General features: G+C 69.0%; 22 protein-coding genes, 1 tRNA gene, 1 pseudogene and 1 riboswitch. Of the genes and pseudogenes, 15 read left to right on the top strand and 9 right to left on the bottom strand.

The window, feature by feature from the left end; all coding sequences use genetic code 11:
• Positions 1–80: 80 nt before the first annotated feature.
• A tRNA-Leu gene (locus tag A5705_RS11005) sits at positions 81–166 on the bottom strand.
• Between the two features lie 116 nt (positions 167–282).
• Here A5705_RS11005 and A5705_RS11000 point away from each other — a divergent pair.
• Together A5705_RS11000 and A5705_RS10995 are read left to right on the top strand one after the other, a co-directional pair.
• Positions 283–1,635, top strand: coding sequence for a M20/M25/M40 family metallo-hydrolase (locus A5705_RS11000; RefSeq protein WP_067875373.1), 1,353 nt, complete (start codon positions 283–285; stop codon positions 1,633–1,635).
• Positions 1,636–1,660: 25 nt separating this feature from the next.
• The gene (locus A5705_RS10995; RefSeq protein WP_067875369.1) at positions 1,661–2,191 is read left to right on the top strand and encodes a YbhB/YbcL family Raf kinase inhibitor-like protein; all 531 of its coding nucleotides are present in this window, start codon (positions 1,661–1,663) and stop codon (positions 2,189–2,191) included.
• A 35-nt stretch (positions 2,192–2,226) separates the two neighbouring features.
• On the opposite strand, the gene A5705_RS10990 is transcribed toward A5705_RS10995, so the two are convergent.
• The 5 genes from A5705_RS10990 to A5705_RS10970 all read right to left on the bottom strand — a co-directional run bounded on the left by A5705_RS10990 (position 2,227) and on the right by A5705_RS10970 (position 7,800).
• The gene (locus A5705_RS10990; protein WP_067875366.1) at positions 2,227–3,021 is read right to left on the bottom strand and encodes a Stf0 family sulfotransferase; all 795 of its coding nucleotides are present in this window, start codon (positions 3,019–3,021) and stop codon (positions 2,227–2,229) included.
• 88 nt (positions 3,022–3,109) lie between these two features.
• Positions 3,110–5,182, bottom strand: a complete 2,073-nt coding sequence (locus A5705_RS28490) for a PE family protein (protein WP_068277447.1) — start codon at positions 5,180–5,182, stop codon at positions 3,110–3,112.
• A 181-nt stretch (positions 5,183–5,363) separates the two neighbouring features.
• Complete coding sequence (locus tag A5705_RS10980) at positions 5,364–6,473, bottom strand: quinone-dependent dihydroorotate dehydrogenase (RefSeq protein WP_068277445.1); 1,110 nt, start codon at positions 6,471–6,473, stop codon at positions 5,364–5,366.
• Positions 6,473–6,727: a DUF5703 family protein gene (locus A5705_RS10975; RefSeq protein ID WP_067875354.1), complete on the bottom strand. Its 255-nt coding sequence runs from the start codon at positions 6,725–6,727 to the stop codon at positions 6,473–6,475. Before A5705_RS10975 ends, A5705_RS10980 begins: the two co-directional genes overlap by 1 nt.
• Entirely contained in the window at positions 6,724–7,800 is a 1,077-nt protein-coding gene (locus A5705_RS10970) for a hypothetical protein (protein WP_369829595.1), read from the bottom strand. The genes A5705_RS10975 and A5705_RS10970 overlap by 4 nt, the downstream gene beginning before the upstream one ends.
• Positions 7,801–7,910: 110 nt before the next feature.
• On the opposite strand from A5705_RS10970, the gene A5705_RS10965 reads away from it, so the two are divergent.
• From A5705_RS10965 to mshC, 6 genes are all read left to right on the top strand, one after another.
• Positions 7,911–8,213, top strand: coding sequence for a hypothetical protein (locus A5705_RS10965; protein WP_067875351.1), 303 nt, complete (start codon positions 7,911–7,913; stop codon positions 8,211–8,213).
• Between the two features lie 127 nt (positions 8,214–8,340).
• Positions 8,341–9,096, top strand: a complete 756-nt coding sequence (locus A5705_RS10960; RefSeq protein ID WP_068277443.1) for a histidine phosphatase family protein — start codon at positions 8,341–8,343, stop codon at positions 9,094–9,096.
• 84 nt (positions 9,097–9,180) lie between these two features.
• Entirely contained in the window at positions 9,181–9,768 is a 588-nt protein-coding gene (locus tag A5705_RS10955; protein WP_067875345.1) for a DUF3090 domain-containing protein, read from the top strand.
• The gene (locus A5705_RS10950) at positions 9,752–10,576 is read left to right on the top strand and encodes an SCO1664 family protein (RefSeq protein WP_068277441.1); all 825 of its coding nucleotides are present in this window, start codon (positions 9,752–9,754) and stop codon (positions 10,574–10,576) included. Before A5705_RS10955 ends, A5705_RS10950 begins: the two co-directional genes overlap by 17 nt.
• Before the next feature lie 31 nt (positions 10,577–10,607).
• Entirely contained in the window at positions 10,608–11,396 is a 789-nt protein-coding gene (locus A5705_RS10945; protein WP_068277436.1) for a 3'(2'),5'-bisphosphate nucleotidase CysQ, read from the top strand.
• Between the two features lie 26 nt (positions 11,397–11,422).
• Positions 11,423–12,658 carry a cysteine--1-D-myo-inosityl 2-amino-2-deoxy-alpha-D-glucopyranoside ligase gene (gene mshC / locus A5705_RS10940; RefSeq protein ID WP_068277433.1) on the top strand — a complete coding sequence of 412 codons (1,236 nt, stop codon included), beginning with the start codon at positions 11,423–11,425 and terminating at the stop codon, positions 12,656–12,658.
• Positions 12,659–12,693: 35 nt separating this feature from the next.
• On the opposite strand, the gene A5705_RS10935 is transcribed toward mshC, so the two are convergent.
• Positions 12,694–13,569: a PAC2 family protein gene (locus A5705_RS10935; protein ID WP_082956415.1), complete on the bottom strand. Its 876-nt coding sequence runs from the start codon at positions 13,567–13,569 to the stop codon at positions 12,694–12,696.
• A gap of 245 nt (positions 13,570–13,814) precedes the next feature.
• Positions 13,815–13,937: riboswitch (S-adenosyl-L-homocysteine riboswitch) on the top strand.
• A 76-nt stretch (positions 13,938–14,013) separates the two neighbouring features.
• Here A5705_RS10935 and metH point away from each other — a divergent pair.
• The 5 genes from metH to A5705_RS10910 all read left to right on the top strand — a co-directional run bounded on the left by metH (position 14,014) and on the right by A5705_RS10910 (position 20,884).
• Positions 14,014–17,676 carry a methionine synthase gene (gene metH / locus A5705_RS10930; protein WP_231982406.1) on the top strand — a complete coding sequence of 1,221 codons (3,663 nt, stop codon included), beginning with the start codon at positions 14,014–14,016 and terminating at the stop codon, positions 17,674–17,676.
• Between the two features lie 51 nt (positions 17,677–17,727).
• On the top strand, positions 17,728–18,009 hold the full coding sequence (locus A5705_RS10925) for a phosphoribosyl-ATP diphosphatase (RefSeq protein ID WP_067875332.1): 282 nt from the start codon (positions 17,728–17,730) through the stop codon (positions 18,007–18,009).
• 2 nt (positions 18,010–18,011) lie between these two features.
• Positions 18,012–18,881 carry an ATP phosphoribosyltransferase gene (hisG, locus tag A5705_RS10920; protein WP_067875329.1) on the top strand — a complete coding sequence of 290 codons (870 nt, stop codon included), beginning with the start codon at positions 18,012–18,014 and terminating at the stop codon, positions 18,879–18,881.
• A 126-nt stretch (positions 18,882–19,007) separates the two neighbouring features.
• Entirely contained in the window at positions 19,008–19,517 is a 510-nt protein-coding gene (locus A5705_RS10915; RefSeq protein ID WP_068277430.1) for a DUF4126 domain-containing protein, read from the top strand.
• Entirely contained in the window at positions 19,514–20,884 is a 1,371-nt protein-coding gene (locus tag A5705_RS10910; RefSeq protein ID WP_068277427.1) for an FAD-containing oxidoreductase, read from the top strand. Before A5705_RS10915 ends, A5705_RS10910 begins: the two co-directional genes overlap by 4 nt.
• A gap of 10 nt (positions 20,885–20,894) precedes the next feature.
• Here A5705_RS10910 and A5705_RS10905 read toward each other — a convergent pair whose 3' ends face one another.
• Positions 20,895–21,791 carry a RecB family exonuclease gene (locus A5705_RS10905; RefSeq protein ID WP_068277423.1) on the bottom strand — a complete coding sequence of 299 codons (897 nt, stop codon included), beginning with the start codon at positions 21,789–21,791 and terminating at the stop codon, positions 20,895–20,897.
• 75 nt (positions 21,792–21,866) lie between these two features.
• On the opposite strand from A5705_RS10905, the gene trmI reads away from it, so the two are divergent.
• Complete coding sequence (gene trmI, locus A5705_RS10900; protein WP_068277421.1) at positions 21,867–22,721, top strand: tRNA (adenine(58)-N(1))-methyltransferase TrmI; 855 nt, start codon at positions 21,867–21,869, stop codon at positions 22,719–22,721.
• A gap of 4 nt (positions 22,722–22,725) precedes the next feature.
• Here the strand turns inward: trmI and A5705_RS27130 are convergent.
• Positions 22,726–22,881 (bottom strand): annotated as a pseudogene (locus A5705_RS27130) (DUF503 family protein); the annotation flags it as partial.
• Here A5705_RS27130 and A5705_RS27125 point away from each other — a divergent pair.
• On the top strand, positions 22,825–23,009 hold a 185-nt coding region (locus A5705_RS27125), incomplete at its 3' end, for a DUF503 family protein (RefSeq protein ID WP_231982405.1). The pseudogene A5705_RS27130 and the gene A5705_RS27125 sit on opposite strands and share 57 nt — an antisense overlap.

The raw sequence follows: 23,009 nt of genomic DNA, 5'->3' as shown, positions 1-23,009 counted from the left end.
CAAAACACCCCCAGCCAACAACTGAGGGTGTTCACTATGTCGCGAGACATCTGTCCTCGATGTCTCGCGACATCACAATGTGTCCGAGGGGGGACTTGAACCCCCACGCCCATTAGTAGGGCACTAGCACCTCAAGCTAGCGCGTCTGCCATTCCGCCACTCGGACAAGACCAACGAGAGTTGGCAGCTAAGGCTATCGGATCGGCCCGCGCAGACCCAACCCAGCTCGCCGCCGCCGCGAGCCCGAGCCCGGCGGACCGCGCAGTGGTAGGAAAGGTGGTTGTGACCGTTGAGCCTGGCGCCGTCGACCAAACCCATCCCGGCGATGATGTGGTCGAGGTGGTCAGCCGGTTGATCCGGTTCGATACCACCAATACCGGCGAACCCGAGACCACGCAAGGCGAGGCCGCGTGCGCCCAGTGGGTCGCCGAGCAGCTGCAAGAGGTCGGCTACCTGCCGCAATACGTCGAATCCGGCGCGCCCGGCCGGGGCAACGTGATCGCGCGCCTGCGCGGCGCGGACAGCTCGCGCGGCGCCCTGCTGATCCATGGGCATCTCGACGTGGTGCCGGCCGAGCCGGCCGACTGGACGGTGCACCCGTTTTCCGGCGCCATCCGGGACGGTTTCGTCTGGGGCCGCGGCGCGGTCGACATGAAGGACATGGTCGGGATGATGATCGTGGTCGCCCGGCAGCTGAAGCGGGCCGGCATCGTGCCGCCCCGCGATCTGGTGTTCGCGTTCGTCGCCGACGAGGAGCACGGCGGCCACTACGGGGCCCAGTGGCTGGTCCGCAATCGGCCCGAGCTGTTCGCGGGTGTCACCGAGGCGATCGGGGAGGTGGGGGGCTTCTCGCTGACCGTGCCGCGCCGCGACGGGGGCGAACGCCGGCTGTACCTGATCGAGACGGCCGAGAAGGGGCTGTCGTGGATGCGGCTGACCGCCCGGGGCACGGCCGGGCACGGTTCGATGGTGCACGACCGCAACGCGGTCACCGCCGTCGCCGAGGCGGTCGCCCGCCTGGGCCGGCACCAGTTCCCGCTTGTGGTGACCGACACCGTCGCGCAGTTCCTGGCTGCGGTCAGCGAGGAGACCGGGCTGACGTTCGACGTCGAGTCCGGTGATCTGGCGGGGGCGATCGAGAAGCTCGGCCCGACGGCCCGCATGCTCAAAGCCGTGCTGCACGACACCGCCAACCCCACCATGCTCAAGGCCGGCTACAAGGCCAACGTCATCCCGGGGTCGGCCGAGGCGGTGGTGGACTGCCGCATCCTCCCGGGCCGCAAGGCCGCGTTCGAGGCCGAGGTCGACGAGCTGATCGGTCCCAACGTGACCCGGGAATGGATCAGGGATTTCGAGTCGTATGAGACCAGCTTCGACGGCGATTTGGTCGACGCGATGAACGCCGCGGTGTTGGCGCTCGACCCGGACAGCCGCACGGTGCCCTACATGATGTCCGGTGGTACCGACGCGAAAGCCTTCGCGCGCTTGGGTATTCGTTGTTTTGGCTTCAGCCCGCTGCGGTTGCCGCCGGATCTTGATTTCAGCGCGCTGTTCCACGGCGTCGACGAGCGGGTACCCGTCGATGCGTTGAGGTTCGGCACCGAGGTGCTGGCGCACTTCCTGACACACTGCTAGTGAACACGACACGAGAGGATCGCCCATGAGCCTGCCGCCCGACCCGTATGACGCGCTGCCCAAGCTGCCGTCGTTCAGCCTGGAGTCGACCTCGATCACCAACGGCCAGCCGCTGGCGACCCCGCAAGTCAGCGGGATCATGGGCGCCGGGGGAGAGGACGTCAGCCCGCAGCTGAGCTGGTCGGGTTTTCCCGAGGGCACCCGCAGCTTCGCGGTCACCGTCTACGACCCGGACGCCCCGACGCTGTCCGGGTTCTGGCACTGGGCGGTGGCCAACCTGCCCGCCGACGTCACCGAGCTGCCCGACAACGCCGGCGACGGCAGCGAGCTGCCGGGCGGCGCGCTGACCCTGGTCAACGACGCCGGCATGCGCCGGTACGTCGGCGCCGCGCCGCCTCCCGGCCACGGTCCGCACCGGTACTACGTCGCGGTGCACGCCGTGGACGTCGATAAACTCGACCTGCCCGAGGACGCCAGCCCCGCTTTCCTCGGTTTCAACCTGTTCCAGCACGCGATCGCGCGCGCGTACATCTACGGCACGCACGAACAGAAATAGCTCGCTCGTTCGTCGAAAGTGCAACTGCGAAGGTTTCACTCGGGAAACGTGTCGGCAGTTGCACTTTCGCGGTGCTCCTCCCGGTCGACCAGCCGGCGCCAGTGTTCGTTGATGTGGTCGGCCTGACGCTCGAGCGGGGGTTCGGGCAGGCGAGCGGCGTGCGCGGGATCGGCGCCGAGGAACCGCAAGACCCTGGCGATCTCGTCGCGGTAGTTCGCGTCGAGATCTTCATATCGGACCGTCAGGACCTTGCGAGCCCGGGTGCGGAAGTAGGCGGTCCACGCCGCCTGTTCGGCATCGAGGCCGCGTTCGATCTCGACGATCTGCTCGCGCGTCGGCGCGACGCCGGTGAGATCGACCACGGCCCCGCCGGGGGTGGGCCGGGCCAGGTAGAGCCCCCATTCCCGCGTCGACGCACCGGCGGAACGGAACCACTCGCCGGTCGCCTCGGCGCGAAACAGCGAGAGGGCCTGCGCGCGCCGATCGGCGCGCACGATGTTGACGAAAACCGCTGTCGGGAAAAGCATCTCGAGAACGCCCACCGGATCGTCAGGAAAACCCAGGGCTCCTGCCAGCGAGACGACATCCCGCCAATGAATCTTGACGCCCCGAACCCCGTTCTCCGTCGCCGCGTACGCCATGACCGTCGCCAGATACTCGGGCCACGAGCAGTCTTGCGGTAGCTTCAGATCCTCCTTGTACGCCCCCACGTGTTCGGCCGCGAAGTACTCTTCGGGCCGCCCGGCGACTCCGGTCGCGACGAGGCCGGCGGCAAGGAACGAACTACCCGAGCGAGGAGTGGAGGCGATGAGATAGGTCTGGTGTCTCATACCCTTCGATCCCTCGGCTGCCCGTGGCTTCGGAAAGACTAATCCACGGCATGCGGCGAAGCGACTACAACGAAAGGCCGGGTCTTGGCTAACCGGTGGGGGTGATCGCCCCGGCTATCGCTTCCGAAATCGTGTTCATCAGCGTCGGGAAGAGACCCCCGAATTCCGTGCCGCCCAGGGTGGCATTGATGGGAACGGTGATGCCCGCGACGCCGGCGGGGATGGTGACCGTCAGCGGTTCGGGCGGCGTGAGAAGCCCGTCGAAGGGGACGTGGGCGACGGCCGGCAACGTGAGGGAGCCCAGCAACGGTGTCGACACCGTCATCGGCAGCGGCAGATCCACCAGGAGTTGGCCGTTGAGGAAGCCGTTCATCGCGTAGGCGGGCATATCACCGACCGCGTTGAGCATTCCCAGGACGTTGCCGGCCTGCGCAGCGGCGCCGAAGGCCGTTGCGCCCTGGGCGATTCCGTTCGCCATGGCAAACGGTGGGCCCAGTATCGCGAAGCCCAGCTGCAACGGCAGCCCGAAGATGGCGGTGCCGGCCAGCGTGCCGGCCGGCGGCAGGCCGGTGATGGTCAGCGCGAAGTTCGCGGTGACGTTCGCGTTGACGAGGGTGTCGACCGCGTTTGCGAAGTTGCCCAACATCATTCCGGGGATCGACGTGTGCGGGACCAGGCTCGCAAGGCCTACCGGCTGTTGTCCCAGGGCGGTCAGGATGGGCAGCAACTCGGCGGCCGGACCCTCCAATCCGACCGGACCGGCGATACTGACGGCGAAGCTGGGCGGGAGGAGGCTGGTGATGCTGCCGCCGACGGTCAAGTGGCTGGTGTCGAATCCCGTGATGAAGAGATCGATAGGGGCATGCGCCGCGTCCTGCACCGCGCCGTAGTAATCGCCCGCCTGTACCGCTTGGCCGGCCATCGCGATGTCCTTGCCGGCAATGGGAATCGTCTGCTGAAGATCCGAGCCCATCTTGTTCAGCGACGAGCCGACCGTCCCCCAGAAGCCGGTCGTGCCGTTGACGAAGTCGCCTCCGATGGCGCCCGGGTTGAAGGTGGACGCGCCTTGCAGGGCGAGTTGGATGTTCGCCGGCACGTTCGCGGGGAAAACCTCCAGGTCGGTCAGGACCCCGCTCGAGAAGATCTGCGCGTAGTGATTCTGGTTGATGACAACCTGGTTCAGGATCGGGAAGGGATGGCTCGCGAATTGGGCGCCCATCAGGTTCAGGTTCAGCGCCGTGTTGTCGAACAGGACGGTGTACGGGTTGGGGTAGGGAGCCGCGCCTGACGGCATCGGTCCGAAGAGCGCCGGCAGCAACGGGTTCAGCAGCGGTTGAAGCCCCTGGAGTAGCGGCACGTCCTGCAAGAGCCCGGTCGCGGTTCCGACAAGGTTGGTCAGTGTTATCCCGTTGACCAGTTCGTTGGACACGAAGTTGCCCAGGTCCAGTCCGACGCCGTTGAGGGTCGGGCCCAACAAGGCGCCAAGGGGCCCCGAGGTGAGGCTCAAGCCCGGGGTCAGGTTGCCGAGGTTTATCGGCCCGACGAGGTCGCTCAGGGTCGGTACGGCGTTGAGGATCGCGGGGTTGAAAACCAGCGACCCCAGGCCGTTGGCGAATTGGGTCCCGATGCTGTTGAACGGGCCCAGGATCTGGCTCAACCCGCTGCCCAATCCGCCGAGCAGCCCGCCCCCTCCGGTGCCCAGGCCGAGGAGTCCGTCCAGCCCGCCGAGCAGGCCCCCTCCGCCCGAGCCGCCGCCGAGCAAGCCACCGAGCAGGCCGCCACTGCCGCTCGAGCCGCCCAGGCCGAGCAGCCCGCCGAGGAGCGGCGTGGACGCGGCGGCGCCGCCGGGGGTGGAGCCGCCGATCATGGCCTGCTCGGCGTTGGCGATTTCGGTGCTGAGGTAGGCCGCCGCGCTGCCGTTCAACAGGCTCACAAACTCGTTGTGGAATGCCGCCGCCTGAGCGCTCATCGTTTGGAATTGCCGCCCGTACGTGCCGAACACGTCAGAGATTGCGAGCGACACGTCGTCGGCGGCAGCGGAGGTGATTGCGGTCGTCTGGCCCGCTGCCGCGGCGGTGGCCTCTCGCAGTGCGCAACCGATGCCTGCCAGATCGCCGGCGACCGCCCCCAACGCCTCCGGAGCAGCAACTACAACGGACATCGTGGTCTCCCCTCGAAGACGATCCCCATGAGAAAGCTAGGTCGCACCGGTCACGATGCTGAACGAAATCGTGACGAAGAAAGCGGGCGTTCTCCTGTTTCTAACAGCTTGTTCTACAGATGCACAACCCTGGATTCTCAAGGCAATCAATCGAATTAATCGACATATGCGCAACAAGCGCCTATCCCGATCCCCCAAGCCGGCCGGGTCTACCCGGCGGTTTGTCCGGGTCACCGGCTGCCGACCCGACCGCGTCGCGCAGCGAGGCGAACCCGCCGTCGTGCAAGCGCCGCGCGATGCCGTCGTGAATGTGCTTGGGCCACAAGCCCCCTCCGTAGACGAAGCCGGTGTAGCCCTGCAGCAGCGAGGCGCCCGCGGTGATCCGCTCCCAGGCGTCGTCGGCCGTCTCGATGCCGCCGACGCTGATCAAGACCAGGCGGTCGCCGACCCGGCCGTAGAGCCGGCGCAGCACCTCGAGGGCCCTGTGCGCCACCGGCGGCCCGGAAATGCCGCCGGCGCCGAGCTTTTCGACGCCGGGGGTGAACAGGCCTTCGCGCGACACGGTGGTGTTGGTGGCGACGATGCCGGCCAGGCCCAGTTCGACGGCCAGGTCCGCAATGTCGTCGACGTCGGAGTCGGAGAGGTCGGGCGCGATCTTCACCAGGACCGGTGTGGACGTCTCGGCAACGACTCCCTCCAGGATGGGCCGCAGCGACGCCACCGCCTGCAGGTCGCGCAGCCCCGGCGTGTTGGGCGAGCTGACGTTGACCACCAGATACGCCGCCAGCGGGGCGACCAGCCGGGCGCTGGCCCGGTAGTCGCTGACGGCGTCGGCGGCCGGCGTTGTCTTCGTCTTGCCGATGTTGACCCCGATCGGCACCTCCGGCCGATGGTGGGCGAGTTCGATCGCCAGCGCGCCTGCACCGCGATTGTTGAAGCCCATCCGATTCAGCAGTGCCCGGTCGGCGGGCAGCCGGAACAGGCGGGGGGCAGGGTTGCCGGGCTGCGGCCGCGCCGTGACCGTGCCGACCTCCGCGTACCCGAAACCCAGCGCACCCCAGGTGAGCAGCCCCAGGCCGTCCTTGTCGAAGCCGGCGGCCAGCCCCAGCGGTCCGGGAAAGCGCACGCCGAACACCGTGCTGGCCAGCACGGGATCGTTCGGGCCGAGCCGCCGGTGCAGCAGCCGCCGCGCCACGGCGACCCTGGTGAGGCCGCGCAGGATCGCGAAGACCAGCAGGTGGATGCGCTCGGGCGGGACCAGGAACAACAGCCGGCGGGTCAGCCGGTACATCACAAACCCGGCTGCTCAGGCCGCGCGCTTTCGAGGCGAGACTTCTTGCGGCGCAACAAAACCCGACGACTACCGTCGTTGTAGAGGCGCACTCGCGTCAGCTCCCAGCCGCGATACTCGGCCTCGATCGACAGCCGGATGGACGCGCTGAGCCGGGTGACCTCCGGCGGCAGTCGCAGCGGTATCCACTCGTAGTCATCCGACATCTCCGCGGCCCAGCCCTCCGGCAGCCGGCTCCACCGGGGCGCGGTCACCGCGGGCCCGCCGCGTGCTCGATCACCTGGACGCCCGCACCCGACCCCGACACCACGTACAAGGTGCCCGACGCTTCGTCAAAAGCCAGTGAGTTCGGTTGCTGCACGGTTGGGTATCGCACCCTTTCGACGGGAATTCCGGTTGACAGATCGTAACCAATGACGACGTTCGCGGCGGTCTGGGACACCCACGCGAGCCCGCGCGAACCGGCCAGGCCGTACGGGGACTGCCGCACCGGATAGGCCTGGCGCAGGATCAGCGGGTCGACACCGTACACCAGCAGTTGGCCGCCGCGGGTGTCCGCGACGAGGACCCGGCCGAGCGGATCGGTGGCCATGGTCGTCGCGCCCTCGCCGGCCCGCAGCGCCTGCTCGGCGTGCCCGTCGGGCCCGATCGTCGTCACCGAGGTCTGGCCGCGGTCGAGAACTACCGTCGTATTCCCTTGTGCGGCAAGCGCGTCCACGCGGGCGAAGATTTTGTTCCGGCTGGCGATGGTCGCGCTCTTCGCCGTGTCCGGCGCGGGGGAGGCGAGGGTGTACACGGCCCCGTCGGCGCTGCCCAGCACCAGCTTGCCGTCGGCGCGCTGCGCGATCGCGGTGAACTCGGCCTCAGGGGCCCCCACGACCGGCACCTGTGCTGCGCGGCCCGCGGCCAGGTCGACCGTGAGGTAGCCGCCCCGGGTGGGGAGGTAGGCGGTGCCGCGGCCGTCGCCGGTCAGCGCGCTCGCCGGACCCGGCAGGTCGATCACCCGCGGCGCGACCCCGGGATCGCCGAACTCGGTGAGGGTGGCCGGCGCGGTCGGGTCGGCGCCGGCGGCCAGGACGGCCAGTTGCCGGGTCGCGCCGTCGAAGATTGCCGCCGCCGCGTGACCGCCCAGCGGACGCACCGCGCCGGCCGGCTGTCGGGATGGCGGCGGAGACACCGCGGGCTGGGCCGGTTCGATGGTCGGCGGCTCGCTGTGGAAAGGATTCGCTGCACAACCCGCGCTTCCCGCGATCACCACCAGCAAAAGCCGCAGGCCAGTCAAGCGGTTTTGAACTGCGCGTCTTTCGCCTTTACGCCGTGACAGCAATAATTTTCCTTCGCGTCATCTACATGAACGTCAAATTTTAGGGAACGGTTTCGCATCCAATATGGCCATGTTGCCTACATCGGGTCGGACTGGAGAGGTATGGTCGCGTCATGACCGTCATCGTTGACCGGCCTACCGCGGAGACAGAGTTTGCTGTCGAGGACATCTCGACGGGAATCTTTGCCAGCGGGTACGGACAGGTCGGTGATGGGCGCAGTTTTTCCTTCCACATCGAGCATTGGTCCCTCGTCGTCGAAATTTACCGGCCGCGCCTGGTGGGTCCCGTTCCGCAGGCCGAGGACGTGGTGGCCAGGGCGGTCCGCGGACTGGTCGACATCGATCTCACCGACGAGCGCAGCCTGACGGCCGCGGTGCGGGATTCCGTCGCGCACGCGGTGCCGATCTCCCACTAGCCGGGCGCTGCGGGTCGCCACCATCGTGCTCGTGGCGATCGCAAGCGCGGCGTAGCCGGGCGCTGCGGGTCGCCACTATCGTGCTCGTGGCGATCGCAAGCGCGGCCATCCCTGTACGGTCGTCGTCGTGACCGTCATCCTGCTGCGGCACGGCCGATCCACCTCGAACACCGCGGGCGTGCTGGCCGGCCGTTCCGAGGGCGTCGACCTGGACGACAAGGGCCGCGAGCAGGCCGCCGGGCTCATCGACCGCATCGGCGACCTGCCGATCCGTGCAGTGGTCAGTTCGCCGTTGCTGCGTTGCCTGCGCACCGTCGAGCCGCTCGCCGACGCGCTGTGCCTCAAACCGCTGATCGACGACCAGCTCGCCGAGGTGGACTACGGCGACTGGACCGGCCGCAAAATCGGTGAGCTGACCAACGAGCCGTTGTGGCGGGTCGTCCAGGCGCACCCCAGCGCGGCGGTGTTTCCCGGCGGGGAGGGGTTGGCGCAGGTGCAGGCGCGTGCCGTGGCGGCCGTCCGTGGGCACGACCGACTGCTGGCCGAACAGCACGGCGGCGACGCGCTGTGGGTGGCCTGCACCCACGGCGACGTCATCAAGGCCGTCGTCGCCGACGCCTACGGCATGCACCTGGACGGCTTCCAGCGCGTCACCGCCGACCCGGGGTCGGTGACGGTGATCCGCTACACACCCCTGCGGCCGTTCGTGTTGCATGTCAACCACACCGGCTCGCGGCTGTCCGCGGCGCTGCGGGCCGGGCCGCCACCCAGGGACGAATCCAAGGGTGATGAAGTTCACGACGACTCGAAGGGCGAAGCGCGGACCGAGCCGAACGGGGCGGTGCCGTCGAGCGACGCCGTGGTCGGCGGCTCCACGGACTGATCACGCGTGAATCCGCTTGAAATCAGGGGGAGCGGGGCAATCGGATCGCACGGCGGCGGCAACAGCCGGTATTTTGGAGGTGCCATGGCCCGCGCAATTCACGTCTTCCGCACGCCCGACCGCTTCGTGGCCGGGACCGTTGGTCAGCCCGGAAACCGCACCTTTTACATCCAGGCGGTGGGCGATTCGCGGGTGGTGTCGGTGGTGCTGGAGAAGCAACAAGTGGCGGTGCTCGCCGAACGCATCGGCGCGCTGCTGCTCGAGGTGAATCGCAGGTTCGGCACGCCCGTTCCTCCCGAGCCCGCCGAGGTCGACGACCTCAACCCGTTGATCACCCCCGTCGACGCGGAGTTTCGGGTCGGGACCATGGGCCTCGGCTGGGACTCGGAGGCGCAGACGGTGGTGGTCGAGTTGCTGGCCGTCACCGACGCGGAGTTCGACGCATCGGTGGTTCTCGACGACACCGAGGAGGGGCCCGACGCCGTCCGGGTGTTCCTGACTCCGGAGTCGGCACGCCAGTTCGCCACCCGCTCCAACCGCGTCATCTCGGCCGGCCGTCCGCCGTGCCCGCTGTGCGACGAACCGCTGGACCCCGAGGGCCACATCTGCGCGCGCACCAACGGCTACAAGCGCAGCGCGCTTCTCGGGCCCGACGATGACGCCGAGGAATAACGAGGCGCACGAGCGGGAGGTGCTGCGGGACGGCGAGCTGACGGTCCTCGGACGCATCCGCTCCGCCAGCAACGCCACCTTCCTGTGCGAGTCGACGCTCGGCGAGGCCAGCGTGCACTGCGTCTACAAACCGGTCTCCGGCGAGGCGCCGCTGTGGGATTTCCCGGACGGGACCCTGGCCGGCCGCGAACTCGGGGCGTACCTGGTGTCGGTGCAGTTGGGCTGGAACATCGTGCCCCACACCATCATTCGGCACGGGCCGGCGGGTCCGGGCATGCTGCAACTGTGGGTGGAGCAGGCCGGCGACGCGGCCGACTCCGACCCGCCGCCCGGCCCTGACCTGGTCGACCTGTTTCCCGCCAACAAGGTGCAGCCGGGCTACCTGCCGGTGCTGCGGGCCTACGACTACGCCGGCGACGAGGTCGTCCTGGTGCACGCCGACGACATCCGGTTGTGGCGGATGGCGGTGTTCGACGTCCTGATCAACAACGCCGACCGCAAGGGTGGCCACGTCCTGCGCGACCTCGAGGGCCACGTTTACGGCGTCGATCACGGGGTGAGCCTGCACGTGGAGAACAAGCTGCGCACGGTGTTGTGGGGATGGGCGGGCAAGCCGATCGACGACGACACGTGCGAGGCGATCGCCGGCCTCGCCGAGGCCCTCACCGGCTCGTTCTGCGACGAACTGGCCGGACACATCACCCGGGCCGAGATCGCGGCGCTGCGCGGTCGCGCGCTCGCACTGCTGGACAATCCGATCATGCCCACGCCCAACCGCCATCGCCCGATTCCGTGGCCGGCTTTTTAGATGCGGGCTCGTCGTCGGCGATACTGAGCCGGTGACCAACGGCGCGGACGACCTGACCGATGCCGCGCTGGCCGCCGAGCTCGCCGCGGATGCGGGGGAGCTGCTGCTGAAGGTGCGCGAGGAGATCGGTTTCGGCCATCCCTGGGCGCTGGGCGACGCGGGCGACAGCCTGGCGAACGCGTTGATCCTGCGGCGGCTGCGGGCCGAGCGGCCGGGTGACGCGGTGCTCAGCGAGGAGGCATACGACGATCTGTCCCGGGTGAATCACGACCGGGTGTGGATCGTCGACCCGCTGGACGGCACCCGCGAGTTCTCCACGCCGGGCCGCGACGACTGGGCGGTCCACATCGCGTTGTGGCAGCGCCCCACCGACGGGCAGCGCGAGATCACCGACGCGGCGGTCTCCCTGCCGGCCCGCGGCAACACGGTGTACCGCAGCGACACCGTGACCGCCGACGGGGCGCGCGTCGGCGTCCCGGGAACCATCCGCATCGCGGTCAGCGCGACCCGGCCGCCCGCCGTGCTGTACCGCATGCGCCAGACGCTGCACATCCAACCGGTCGCGATCGGCTCGGCGGGCGCGAAGGCGATGGCCGTCATCGACGGCGACGTGGACGCCTACGTGCACGCGGGCGGGCAGTGGGAGTGGGACTCGGCGGCCCCGGCCGGGGTGCTGATGGCCGCCGGCATGCACGCCTCGCGGCTGGACGGCTCGCCGCTGCGCTACAACCAGCTCGACCCGTACCTACCCGACTTCATCATGTGCCGCGCGGAGCTGGCGCCGATCCTGCTCGGCGCCATCCGCCAGGAATTTCGCTGATCTCGCCCGCGTTTAGAGTCGACGTTATGCAGTCGTGGTCTTCCGCACAGGTCCCGGTGGTGCCGGGGCGCGGTCCCGAGTTGCGGCTGTATGACACCTCCGACCGGCAGGTGCGTCCCGTGGCGGCCGGGTCGAAAGCCACCATGTATGTCTGCGGGATCACGCCCTACGACGCCACCCACCTGGGCCACGCGGCCACCTACCTGGCCTTCGATCTCGTGTACCGGCAATGGCTGGACCTGGGTCACGAGGTGCACTACGTGCAGAACGTCACCGACATCGACGACCCCCTGCTGGAGCGCGCCGAGCGCGACGGCGTCGACTGGCGCGAGCTGGGCGACCGTGAGGTCGCCCTGTTCCGGGAGGACATGACGGCGCTGCGGATCCTGCCGCCCCGGGAGTATGTCGGGGCGACGGAGGCGATCGCCGAAGTGGTCGAACTCGTCGAGAAGATGCTGGCGTCGGGCGCCGCGTACGTCCTGGACGGCGAGTACCCGGACGTCTACTACCGGGCGGATGCGACCCCGCAGTTCGGCTACGAGTCGGGATATGACCGCGACACCATGCTGGCGCTGTTCGCCGAGCGCGGCGGTGACCCGCGCCGCCCCGGCAAGACCGACGAGCTCGACGCCCTGCTGTGGCGCGCCGCGCGGCCGGGCGAGCCCAGCTGGCCGTCACCGTTCGGGGACGGCCGTCCCGGTTGGCACGTCGAGTGCGCCGCGATCGCGCTCAGCCGCATCGGCAGCGGACTGGACATCCAGGGCGGGGGCAGCGACCTGATCTTCCCGCACCACGAATTCACGGCCGCCCACGCCGAATGCGTCCGCGGGGAGCGGCGATTCGCCCGGCACTACGTGCACGCCGGGATGATCGGCTGGGACGGGCACAAGATGTCCAAGAGCCGCGGCAACCTGGTGCTGGTGTCGGATCTGCGGGCGAAAGGCGTTGAGCCCGCGGCCATCCGGCTGGGCCTGCTGGCCGGGCACTACCGCGCCGACCGGTTCTGGAGCCGACAGGTGCTCGACGAGGCGACCGCCCGGCTGCGGCGCTGGCGCGCGGCGACCGCCCTACCCGCCGGCCCCGACGCTGCCGACGCCATCGCCCGGGTGCGCCGCTACCTGGCCGACGACCTCGACACGCCGAAAGCCCTTGCCGCACTGGATGGTTGGGCCACCGACGCGCTGGAGTACGGCGGCCACGACGCCGGGGCGCCGGCGTCGGTGGCGACCGCGGTCGACGCGCTGCTGGGAGTGCGGCTATAGCTCGATGGTGGCGACCCGCCGCGCGATCACCGGAGCTACTTGCGCCGGCGGCGTAGGTAGCGCTCGAACTCGGCGGCCAGCGCGTCGCCGTCGATCTTGCCGAGGGCCTCGTTCATGTCGACCTCGGCGTCGCCGCGCTGCTCCAGCGACGACACGTACTCGGCCAGGTCCTCGTCCTCGGCGGCCATCTCGGTGATCGCCTGCTCCCACTCCTCGGCCTGCGCCGGCAGGTCACCCAGCGGTACCTCGATGTCGAGGACGTCCTCCACGCGGCGCAGCAGCGCCACCGTCGCCTTCGGGTTCGGCGGGTTGGACACGTAATGCGGCACCGCGGCCCAGAACGTCACCGCGGGGATGCCGGCGGCCACGCAGGCGTCCTGGAACACCCCGGCGATGCCGGTCGGGCCCTCGTAGCGGGTCTCCTCGAGGCCGAAGCGTTTCGCCGATTCGGGGGAGTACGCCGCGCCCGAGACCGGGACCGGCCGGGTGTGGGGCGTGTCGGCCAGCAGGGCGCCGAGGATGACGACGGTGTCGACGTTGAGCTTGTCGGCGATGGCCAGCAACTCGGCGCAGAACGTGCGCCAGCGCATGTTGGGCTCCACGCCGTGCATCAACACGACGTCGCGGTCGCTGCCCGGGGGGCGGCAGTGCGTGATCCGCATCGCGGGCCACACCAGCTCCCGCGTCACCCCGTCGATCTGCCGGATGACCGGCCGATTCACCTGGTAGTCGTAGTAGGCCTCGTCGTCGATCTCCACGATCGGGTCGGCCTCCCAGATGGCGTCCAGGTGCTCGAGCGCGTCGCTGGCCGCGTCGCCGGCGTCGTTCCAGCCCTCGAACGCCGCCACGACGATGGTGTTGTGCAGTTCGGGCAGCGCAGCGGCTTCCGGGCCACGATCCGGCAATGTCACAGAATCAGCGTACGGCCTGCCGCAAACCGCCTGCGCCGTTCCGCGAGGCTGGCCTGGCAGAAACCTGTCAGCCCCTGGGCGTATTGCATAGGACGACTATCCTCGTGGCGTGACTGCGACGAAATACGCTCGCCTGCAAACTGGTTAACCTTGGTAACTACCCATCGCCGACGGGATCCGCGCCCTGTCGATCGCGGCGATGAGTTGGGCGTCCAGACGTCGATCGGGTGACGACGTAGACTTTCCTGGTCGAGAGGCGTTGCAACGGATATTTTCGGGGGTCCTGGGCCCCTGGTATCCGCCACGCTCGGCAGAGTCAAGGACGCCTTCCGCTACGGAAGGACGTACGTGAACGGCGCTGAATCAGACACCGCGACAGACTTCGCACCGAACATCCGCCCCGACTGCACCGAGGAGCTGACCGCGGCTCTGCGCGAGCGGATCATGGTGATCGACGGCGCGATGGGCACGGCGATCCAGCGCGACCGGCCGGACGAGGCCGGCTACCGTGGCGACCGGTTCACGGAGTGGCCGACCGCTCTGCAGGGCAACAATGACCTGCTCAACCTGACGCAGCCGCAGATCATCGACGGGATCCACCGCGAGTACCTCGAGGCGGGCGCCGACATCCTCGAGACCAACACGTTCAACGCGAACGCGATCTCGCTCTCCGACTACGACATGACGGACCTGGCCTACGAGCTGAACTACGCGGGTGCCGCCCTGGCCCGCAAGGCCGCCGACGAGTACAGCACCCCGGAGAAGCCCCGCTACGTCGCCGGCGCGATCGGGCCGACGACGCGGACCGCGTCGATCTCGCCCGACGTCAACGACCCCGGAGCCCGCAACGTCTCCTACGACCAGCTGGTCGCCGCCTACCTGGAAGCCGCCAACGGCCTGGTCGACGGCGGGGCCGACCTCCTCATCATCGAGACGATCTTCGACTCGCTCAACGCCAAGGCGGCGGTGTTCGCCGTTGAGACGCTGTTCGAGGAGCGCGGACGCCGCTGGCCGGTCATCATCTCGGGCACCATCACCGACGCGTCCGGGCGGACGTTGTCCGGTCAGGTCACCGAGGCGTTCTGGAACTCGATCAGGCATGCGAAGCCGCTTGCGGTGGGCCTCAACTGCGCGCTGGGCGCGCCGGAGATGAGGCCCTACATCGCCGAGGTGTCGCGGATCGCCGACACCTTCGTGTCCTGCTACCCGAACGCCGGCCTGCCCAACGCCTTCGGTGAATACGACGAGTCCCCCGAGCGCCAGGCGAGCTACATCGCCGACTTCGCCGAGGCCGGTCTGGTCAACCTGGTCGGTGGCTGCTGCGGGACCGCGCCGCCGCACATCGCCGAGATCGCCAAGGTCGTCGAGGGCAAGCCGCCGCGCGTGGTGCCCCAGATTCCGGTGGCCACCCGGCTCTCGGGCCTGGAGCCGCTCAACATCACCGAGGACTCGCTGTTCGTCAACATCGGGGAGCGCACCAACATCACCGGCTCGGCCCGATTCCGCAACCTGATCAAGGCCGAGGATTACGACAGCGCGCTGTCGGTGGCCCTGCAGCAGGTCGAGGTCGGTGCGCAGGTCATCGACATCAACATGGACGAGGGCATGATCGACGGTGTCGCCGCGATGGACCGGTTCACGAAGCTGATCGCGGCCGAGCCGGACATCAGCCGCGTGCCGGTGATGATCGACTCCTCCAAGTTCGAGGTCATCGAGGCGGGCCTGAAGAACACCCAGGGCAAGCCGATCGTCAACTCGATCTCCCTGAAGGAGGGCGAGGAGAAGTTCGTCCGCGAGGCGCGGCTGTGCCGGAAGTACGGCGCCGCCGTCGTCGTGATGGCCTTCGACGAACAGGGCCAGGCCGACAACCTCGAGCGCCGCAAACAGATCTGCGGTCGCGCCTACCGGATCCTGACCGAAGAGGTCGGCTTCCCGCCCGAGGACATCATCTTCGACCCCAACTGCTTCGCGCTCGCGACCGGTATCGAGGAGCACGCAACCTACGGGATCGACTTCATCGAGGCCTGCGCCTGGATCAAGGAGAACCTGCCCGGGGTGCACATCTCCGGCGGCATCTCGAACGTCTCGTTCTCGTTCCGGGGCAACAACCCTGTCCGCGAGGCGATCCACGCCGTGTTCCTGTACCACGCCATCAAGGCCGGCCTGGACATGGGCATCGTCAACGCCGGCGCGCTGGTGCCCTACGACTCGATCGACCCCGAACTGCGGGAGCGGATCGAGGACGTCGTCCTCAACCGTCGCGAGGACGCGGCCGAACGGCTGCTGGAGATCGCCGAACGGTTCAACAAGTCGGAGGAGAGCGAGGGTCCGGCGACCGCCGAGTGGCGCGGCCTCCCGGTCCGCGAGCGGATCACGCACGCGTTGGTGAAGGGCATCGACGCCCACGTCGACGCCGACACCGAGGAGTTGCGGGCCGAGATCGCCGCCGCGGGCGGGCGCCCGATCGAGGTGATCGAGGGCCCGCTGATGGACGGCATGAACGTCGTCGGCGACCTCTTCGGCTCGGGCAAGATGTTCCTGCCCCAGGTCGTGAAGTCGGCCCGGGTGATGAAGAAGGCCGTCGCGTACCTGCTGCCGTTCATCGAGGCGGAGAAGGAGCAGAACGGCACTGCCGCCGCCAAGGACACCAACGGCACGATCATCATGGCGACCGTGAAGGGCGACGTCCACGACATCGGCAAGAACATCGTCGGGGTCGTGCTGCAGTGCAACAACTTCGAGGTGATCGACCTCGGCGTGATGGTGCCGGCCGAGAAGATCTTGAGCGCGGCGAAGGAGCACGACGCCGACATCATCGGGCTGTCCGGGCTGATCACCCCGTCGCTGGACGAGATGGTCAACTTCGCCGCCGAGATGGAACGCGAGGGGCTGGAAATCCCGCTGCTGATCGGCGGCGCGACCACCTCGCGCGCGCACACCGCGGTGAAGGTGGCGCCGCGTCGCAGCGGTCCGGTCGTCTGGGTCAAGGACGCGTCCCGCTCGGTGCCGGTCGCGGCCGCGTTGCTCGACGACAAGCAGCGTCCCGCCCTGCTGGAGGCGACCGAGAAGGACTACGCGTCCTTGCGCGAACGGCACGCCCAGAAGAACGAGCGGCCGACGCTGACGCTGGAGAAGGCCCGCGCGAACCGGACGCCGATCGAGTGGGACGGCTACACGCCGCCCGTGCCCGCCCAGGGTCTCGGGCTGCGGGAATTTCACGACTATGACCTCGCCGAGCTGCGCGAGTACATCGACTGGCAGCCGTTCTTCAACGCCTGGGAGATGAAGGGCAGATTCCCCGACATCCTCAACAACCCCACCTCGGGCGAGGCCGCCCGCAAGCTCTACGACGACGCCCAGGAGATGCTCGACACCCTGATCAAGGAGAAGTGGCTGACCGCCAACGGGGTGATCGGGTTCTTTCCGGCGAACGCGGTCGGTGACGACATCGAGGTGTACACCGACGACACCCGTTCCGAGCGGCTGACCACGTTGCACAACCTGCGCCAGCAGGGCGAGCACCGGGACGGCATCCCCAACCGGTCGCTGGGCGACTACATCGCGCCCAAGGCCACCGGTCTGGCCGACTACGTCGGCGCCTTCGCCGTCACCGCGGGGCTCGGCAGCCAGGAGAAGATCGCGGAGTTCAAGGCGGCCCTGGACGACTACAGCGCGATCCTGCTGGAGTCGATCGCGGACCGGCTGGCGGAGGCTTTCGCCGAACGGATGCACCAACGGGTCCGCAAGGAGTTCTGGGGATTCCAGCCCGACGAGCAGCTGGACAACGAGGCGCTCATCGACGAGAAGTATGTGGGAATCCGCCCGGCCCCCGGCTACCCGGCCTGCCCGGACCACACCGAGAAGGTGACGCTCTGGAAGCTGATGGACGTCAAGGAGCGGACCGGCATCGAGTTGACCGAGTCGATGGCGATGTGGCCCGGTGCCGCCGTCAGCGGCTGGTACTTCTCGCACCCGCAATCGCAGTACTTCGTGGTCGGCCGGATGGCCCAGGACCAGGTCGCCGACTACGCGAGGCGCAAGGGCTGGACCCTGGCCGAAGCCGAGCGCTGGCTCGCCCCCAACCTCGGCTACAACCCCGAGGACTGAGCCCGTCGCGAGCGTGCGCGCCGAAACCCAGGTGACTTCGCTCGTCGGCGCATGGAACAATCGCTGGCCGTGAAGACCTTCGAGGATCTGTTCGCCGAACTCGGCGAGCGCGCCCGCACGCGGCCGGCCGGCAGCGGCACCGTCGCTGCCCTGGACGGCGGCGTGCACGGGCTGGGCAAGAAGATCCTGGAGGAGGCCGGCGAGGTGTGGCTGGCCGCCGAGCACGAATCCGACGACGCGCTGGCCGAGGAGATCAGCCAGTTGCTGTACTGGACCCAGGTGCTGATGATCGCCCGCGGGCTGTCCCTCGACGACGTCTACCGGAAGCTGTGAGCATGCAGGGGCCTTTCTTAAGGGTTGCGGTGCCCAACAAGGGCACGCTGAGCGAGCCGGCCAGCGAGATCCTGGCCGAGGCCGGGTACCGGCGCCGCACCGACTCCAAGGACCTCACCGTCATCGACCCGGTCAACCAGGTCGAGTTCTTTTTCTTGCGGCCCAAGGACATTGCCATCTACGTCGGTTCGGGAGAGCTGGATTTCGGCATCACCGGGCGGGACCTGGTGCTCGATTCCGACGCGCCGGTGCGCGAACGCCTGGCGCTGGGTTTCGGGTCGTCGAGCTTTCGGTACGCCGGCCCGGCCGGGCGGGACTGGACCGTTGCCGACCTGGCCGGCAAGCGGATCGCCACCGCTTATCCGAACCTGGTCCGAAAAGACTTGGCAGAGAAGGGGATTGAGGCCACGGTCATCAGGCTCGACGGTGCCGTGGAGATCTCGGTGCAGCTCGGTGTGGCCGACGCCATCGCCGACGTGGTGGGGTCCGGGCGGACCCTGAGCCTGCACGACCTGGCGGCCTTCGGCGAGCCGCTGTGCGACTCGGAGGCGGTGCTGATCGAGCGCGCCGATCACGACGGGCACGGCGCGGCGGCGGCCGCCCGCGATCAACTGGTCGCCAGGGTCCAGGGTGTGGTGTTCGGCCAGCAATACCTGATGCTCGATTACGACTGCCCGCGTTCGGTTCTGGACAAGGCCACGTCGATCACCCCGGGACTGGAGTCACCGACCATCGCCCCGCTCGCCGATCCGGACTGGGTGGCCATCCGCGCCCTGGTGCCGCGGCGCGGCGTCAACGAGATCATGGACGAACTCGCAGCCATCGGGGCCAAGGCGATCCTGGCGTCCGACATCAGGTTCTGCCGGTTCTGACCCGGTGCCGTGGTTGCGGCTGTGTTAGCGTGCGCCTAAGGGCTGCTAGAAAACTGACGCCCGTTTTATCTCCATGGGCCGTCATCCCTACCGTTGCCGGAATGTCGAGTCCCCGGGAGGATCTTCGTGACACACGCGCTAATTCTGCTGCTGGCTTTGCTGATCGGTGTCGTCGCCGGGTTGCGCTCGCTGACGGCCCCCGCGGTGGTCGCCTGGGGCGCCTACCTCGGCTGGATCGACCTGCACGGCACCTGGGCGTCGTGGCTGGGCAACGTCATCGCGGTCGTCGTGTTCTCCGTTCTGGCCGTGGGCGAGCTGGTCAACGACAAGCTGCCCAAGACGCCGGCCCGCACCGCGCCGCCGATCTTCGCGGCCCGGATCATCACGGGCGGGTTGGCGGGCGCGGCGCTGGGCGCCTGGCCGCACTGGACCTTTTCGGCGCTCGGCGCGGGCGTCATCGGCGCGGTGCTCGGCACCCTCGGCGGCTACCAGGCGCGCAAGCGGCTGGCCGCCGTGGCCGGCAGGGACCTGCCGATCGCGCTGCTCGAGGACGCGGTCGCGATCCTGGGCGGGTTCGCCGTCGTCGCGATGACGGGCCACGTGCTGACCGAGTATCTGCTGTCGGCGGTTAAGTGACAACGCATTTCGACGCGATCATCGTCGGGGCCGGGCAGGCCGGCCCTCCGCTCGCGGGGCGGCTGACCGCGGCCGGGCAGCGTGTCGCCATCGTCGAGCGCAAGCTCATCGGCGGCACCTGCGTCAACACCGGGTGCATCCCGACCAAGACCCTGGTGGCCAGCGCGCACGCCGCCCACCTGGCCCGGCGCGGGGCCGAATACGGCGTGGGAACCGGGTCGGTCAGCGTGGACATGGCGAAAGTCAAGGCGCGCAAAGACGACATCATGCTCGCCGACCGCAAGGGCGTCGAGAGCTGGTTGGAGGGCATGGACGGCTGCACCGTCGTTCGTGGTCATGCCCGTTTCGAAGACCCGCACACCGTCAGCGTGGACGGCGACCTGCTGCGCGCCGACCGGATCTTCCTCAACGTCGGTGGCCGCGCGGTGGTGCCCGACGTCCCGGGGCTGTCCGACGTCGAGTACCTCACCAACGTGTCGATCCTCGAACTCGACACCCTGCCAGACCATCTCGTGATCCTCGGCGGCAGCTACATCGCGCTGGAATTCGCGCAGATGTACCGGCGCTTCGGGGCCCGGGTGACCGTGGTCGAACGCGGGCCGCGCCTGGCGTCCCGCGAAGACGAGGACGTCTCCGCCACCGTCAAAGAGATCCTGGAGGCCGAGGGGATCGACATCGTCGTCGGCGCCGACGACGTCCGAATCCGCAAGACCAGCACAGGTTTTGAGCTCACCCCCCGCGCCGGTGCCGTGCCCATCGCCGGGAGCCACCTGCTGGTGGCGGTGGGCCGGCAGCCCAACACCGACGACCTCGGCCTCGAGGCGGCCGGCGTGCGCACCGACGCCCGCGGCTACATCGTGGTCGACGACCAGCTCAAGACCAGCGTCGAGCACATCTGGGCGATGGGCGACTGCAACGGCAGGGGCGCCTTCACCCACACCTCGTACAACGATTTCGAGATCGTGGCCGCCAATCTGCTGGACAATGACCCCCGCCGGGTGAGTGACCGCATCACCACCTACGCGCTCTACATCGACCCCCCGCTGGGGCGTGCCGGGATGAGCGTGAGCCAGGTCCGCGCCTCGGGCCGCAAGGCGCTGGTGGGCAAGCGGCCGATGACCCGGGTGGGCAGAGCCGTGGAAAAGGGTGAGACACAAGGCTTCATGAAGGTGGTGGTGGACGCCGACACCGACGAGATTCTGGGCGCGGCCATCCTGGGCGTCGGCGGCGACGAGGCGATCCACGCCATCCTGGACGTCATGTCCGCCAAAGCGCCGTACACGACCCTGTCGCGCACCATGCACATCCATCCCACCGTCAGCGAGTTGATTCCCACGATGCTGCAGGAGATGTCGCCGCTCGAATAACGGCAGCCGATCATGCCGCCGGTTCGGTGGGATGCGAAATGCCTTGTGCGACGGCGACATCCGGCCATCCGGGGTAGGGCGGTGGCGTTCCGCCGAACGTCGGGCAGTGTTGCCGGTGGGCGCACCACTCGCACAGCCGGGACGGGTTGGCGCGGAAATCGCCCGTCGGCGCGGCGGATTGGATGGCGCGCCAGATCGCCATCAGCGTCTTCTCGAAGCGCAGCAGCTCGTCATGGTCGGGCGCGTAGTCCAGCACCTGGCCGTCGGCCAGATAGATGATCCGCAACCGGGTGGGCAGCACACCGCGGGAACGCAGCAGCGCCACCGCATAGAACTTCATCTGAAACATCGCCTTGAACTCGGCCAGCGCCCGCGCGGCCGGCGGCGCCTTGCCGGTCTTGTAGTCGACCACCCGCACCTCGCCGGTGGCCGCGACGTCGATCCGGTCGATGAAGCCGCGCAACAGCGTGCCGTCGGCGAGCTCTACCTCCACACGCTCCTCGCAGGACTGCGGGTCGAACCGGGTCGGGTCTTCCAGCCGGTAGTAGCCGGCGAGCAGCTCGCGGGCCTCCGCCAGCAACTGGGCTCGCGCCTCGGGGCCGACGCCGCCGGCCAGGTCGGGTTCGGCGGCGATCACCCGATCCCAGGCGGGTTCCACCAGCGAGCCCGCCGCGTCGGGCCCGCGCATCCCGGCCGGCAGGCCGTAGAGCTGTTCCAGGGCCGCGTGCACCAGCGATCCGCGCAGCTGCGCCGTCGACGGCGCCTCGGGCAGCCGGTCGATCGCCCGGAACCGGTACAGCAGCGGGCACTGCTTGAAGTCCGCCGCCCGCGACGGTGACAGTGCCGGTCTCGAAGCCGGTCTCGAAGCCGGTCTCGCCGGTGCGCGTCCGTCCGGCTGGTCCGTCATGAACCGCAGCCTAGGACCGGGCGGCGACAACCCCCAAGCACCGGTTGCGGCGAGTCGGCTGGCACGCTGGACCGCGTGTCCGCAACCGGCCCGTTCACCGCTGGCGAGCGGGTCCAGCTCACCGACGCCAAGGGCCGGCATTACACGATGTGCCTCACCCCGGGCGTCGAGTTTCACACCCATCGCGGATCGATCGCACACGACACCCTCATCGGGCTGGAGCAGGGCAGCGTCGTCAAGTCCAGCAGCGGCGCGCAGTTCCTGGCGCTGCGCCCCCTGCTCATCGACTACGTGATGTCGATGCCCCGCGGCCCGCAGGTGATCTACCCCAAGGACGCCGCCCAGATCGTGCACGAGGGCGACATCTTCCCGGGCGCGCGGGTGCTGGAGGCCGGGGCCGGATCCGGGGCGCTGACCTGCTCGCTGCTGCGCGCCGTCGGGCCCGAGGGCCGGGTGGTCTCGTACGAGCAGCGCGCCGACCACGCCGAGCATGCCCGCCGCAACGTGACCAACTTTTACAGCGTTCATGGCGACGGGCTTCCCGACAACTGGGAGCTGCTCGTCAGCGACCTCGCGGACTCCGACCTGCCCGACGGCTCCTTCGACCGGGCCGTGCTCGACATGCTCGCGCCGTGGGAGGTGCTCGACGCGGCGGCGCGGCTCCTCATCCCCGGCGGCGTGCTGATGATCTACGTGGCCACCGTCACCCAGCTGTCGCGGACCGTCGAGGCACTGCGGGCCCAGCAGTGCTGGACCGAGCCCCGGTCGTGGGAGACGCTGCAGCGCGGCTGGAACGTCGTCGGCCTTGCCGTTCGCCCGCAGCACTCGATGCGCGGGCACACCGCCTTCCTGATCTTCACGCGCCGGCTCGCGCCCGGCGCCGTCGCGCCCGCGCCACTGGGCCGCAAACGCGAGGGCCGCGACGGGTAGCCGTTCAGTCGTCACTGTGGTGCAGTCCCCGCCGCACCGACAGCAGCTCGAATTCGGGATGCGCGGCCACCAGGCGTTCGGCGGCGTCGAGCACGTCGACGGCGTGGCCCCGGTCGCCGGACACCACGCCCACTCCGATCCCGGCCCGCCGATGCAGGTCCGCTGGCTCGAGTTCGACGTGCTGCTGGGCCCGGAGCTTGGGGTGCGATCACTCAAACAGAAGCGGTCTGTTTTTCTTCTCGTCGTGGCCGAGCTGCGGCGCAAGTTCAGCGTGTCGGCAGCCGAGAC

Origin of the sequence: Mycobacterium sp. E787 (assembly GCF_001668725.1) — a bacterium.
Classification (GTDB): domain Bacteria; phylum Actinomycetota; class Actinomycetes; order Mycobacteriales; family Mycobacteriaceae; genus Mycobacterium.
The sequence above is the reverse complement of the archived record's forward strand: the minus strand, read 5'-3'. Positions and strand labels throughout refer to the sequence as shown.

Coding starts and splice junctions, on each gene's coding strand:
- A5705_RS10995 (WP_067875369.1), top strand. CDS start 1,661: ATGAGCCTGCCGCCCGACCCGTATGACGCGCTGCCCAAGCTGCCGTCG.
- A5705_RS10925 (WP_067875332.1), top strand. CDS start 17,728: ATGGAACAATCGCTGGCCGTGAAGACCTTCGAGGATCTGTTCGCCGAA.
- mshC (WP_068277433.1), top strand. CDS start 11,423: ATGCAGTCGTGGTCTTCCGCACAGGTCCCGGTGGTGCCGGGGCGCGGT.
- A5705_RS10965 (WP_067875351.1), top strand. CDS start 7,911: ATGACCGTCATCGTTGACCGGCCTACCGCGGAGACAGAGTTTGCTGTC.
- hisG (WP_067875329.1), top strand. CDS start 18,012: ATGCAGGGGCCTTTCTTAAGGGTTGCGGTGCCCAACAAGGGCACGCTG.
- A5705_RS10980 (WP_068277445.1), bottom strand. CDS start 6,473: ATGTACCGGCTGACCCGCCGGCTGTTGTTCCTGGTCCCGCCCGAGCGC.
- A5705_RS10905 (WP_068277423.1), bottom strand. CDS start 21,791: ATGACGGACCAGCCGGACGGACGCGCACCGGCGAGACCGGCTTCGAGA.
- A5705_RS10955 (WP_067875345.1), top strand. CDS start 9,181: ATGGCCCGCGCAATTCACGTCTTCCGCACGCCCGACCGCTTCGTGGCC.
- A5705_RS10950 (WP_068277441.1), top strand. CDS start 9,752: ATGACGCCGAGGAATAACGAGGCGCACGAGCGGGAGGTGCTGCGGGAC.
- A5705_RS28490 (WP_068277447.1), bottom strand. CDS start 5,182: ATGTCCGTTGTAGTTGCTGCTCCGGAGGCGTTGGGGGCGGTCGCCGGC.
- A5705_RS10990 (WP_067875366.1), bottom strand. CDS start 3,021: ATGAGACACCAGACCTATCTCATCGCCTCCACTCCTCGCTCGGGTAGT.
- metH (WP_231982406.1), top strand. CDS start 14,014: ATGGTGATCGACGGCGCGATGGGCACGGCGATCCAGCGCGACCGGCCG.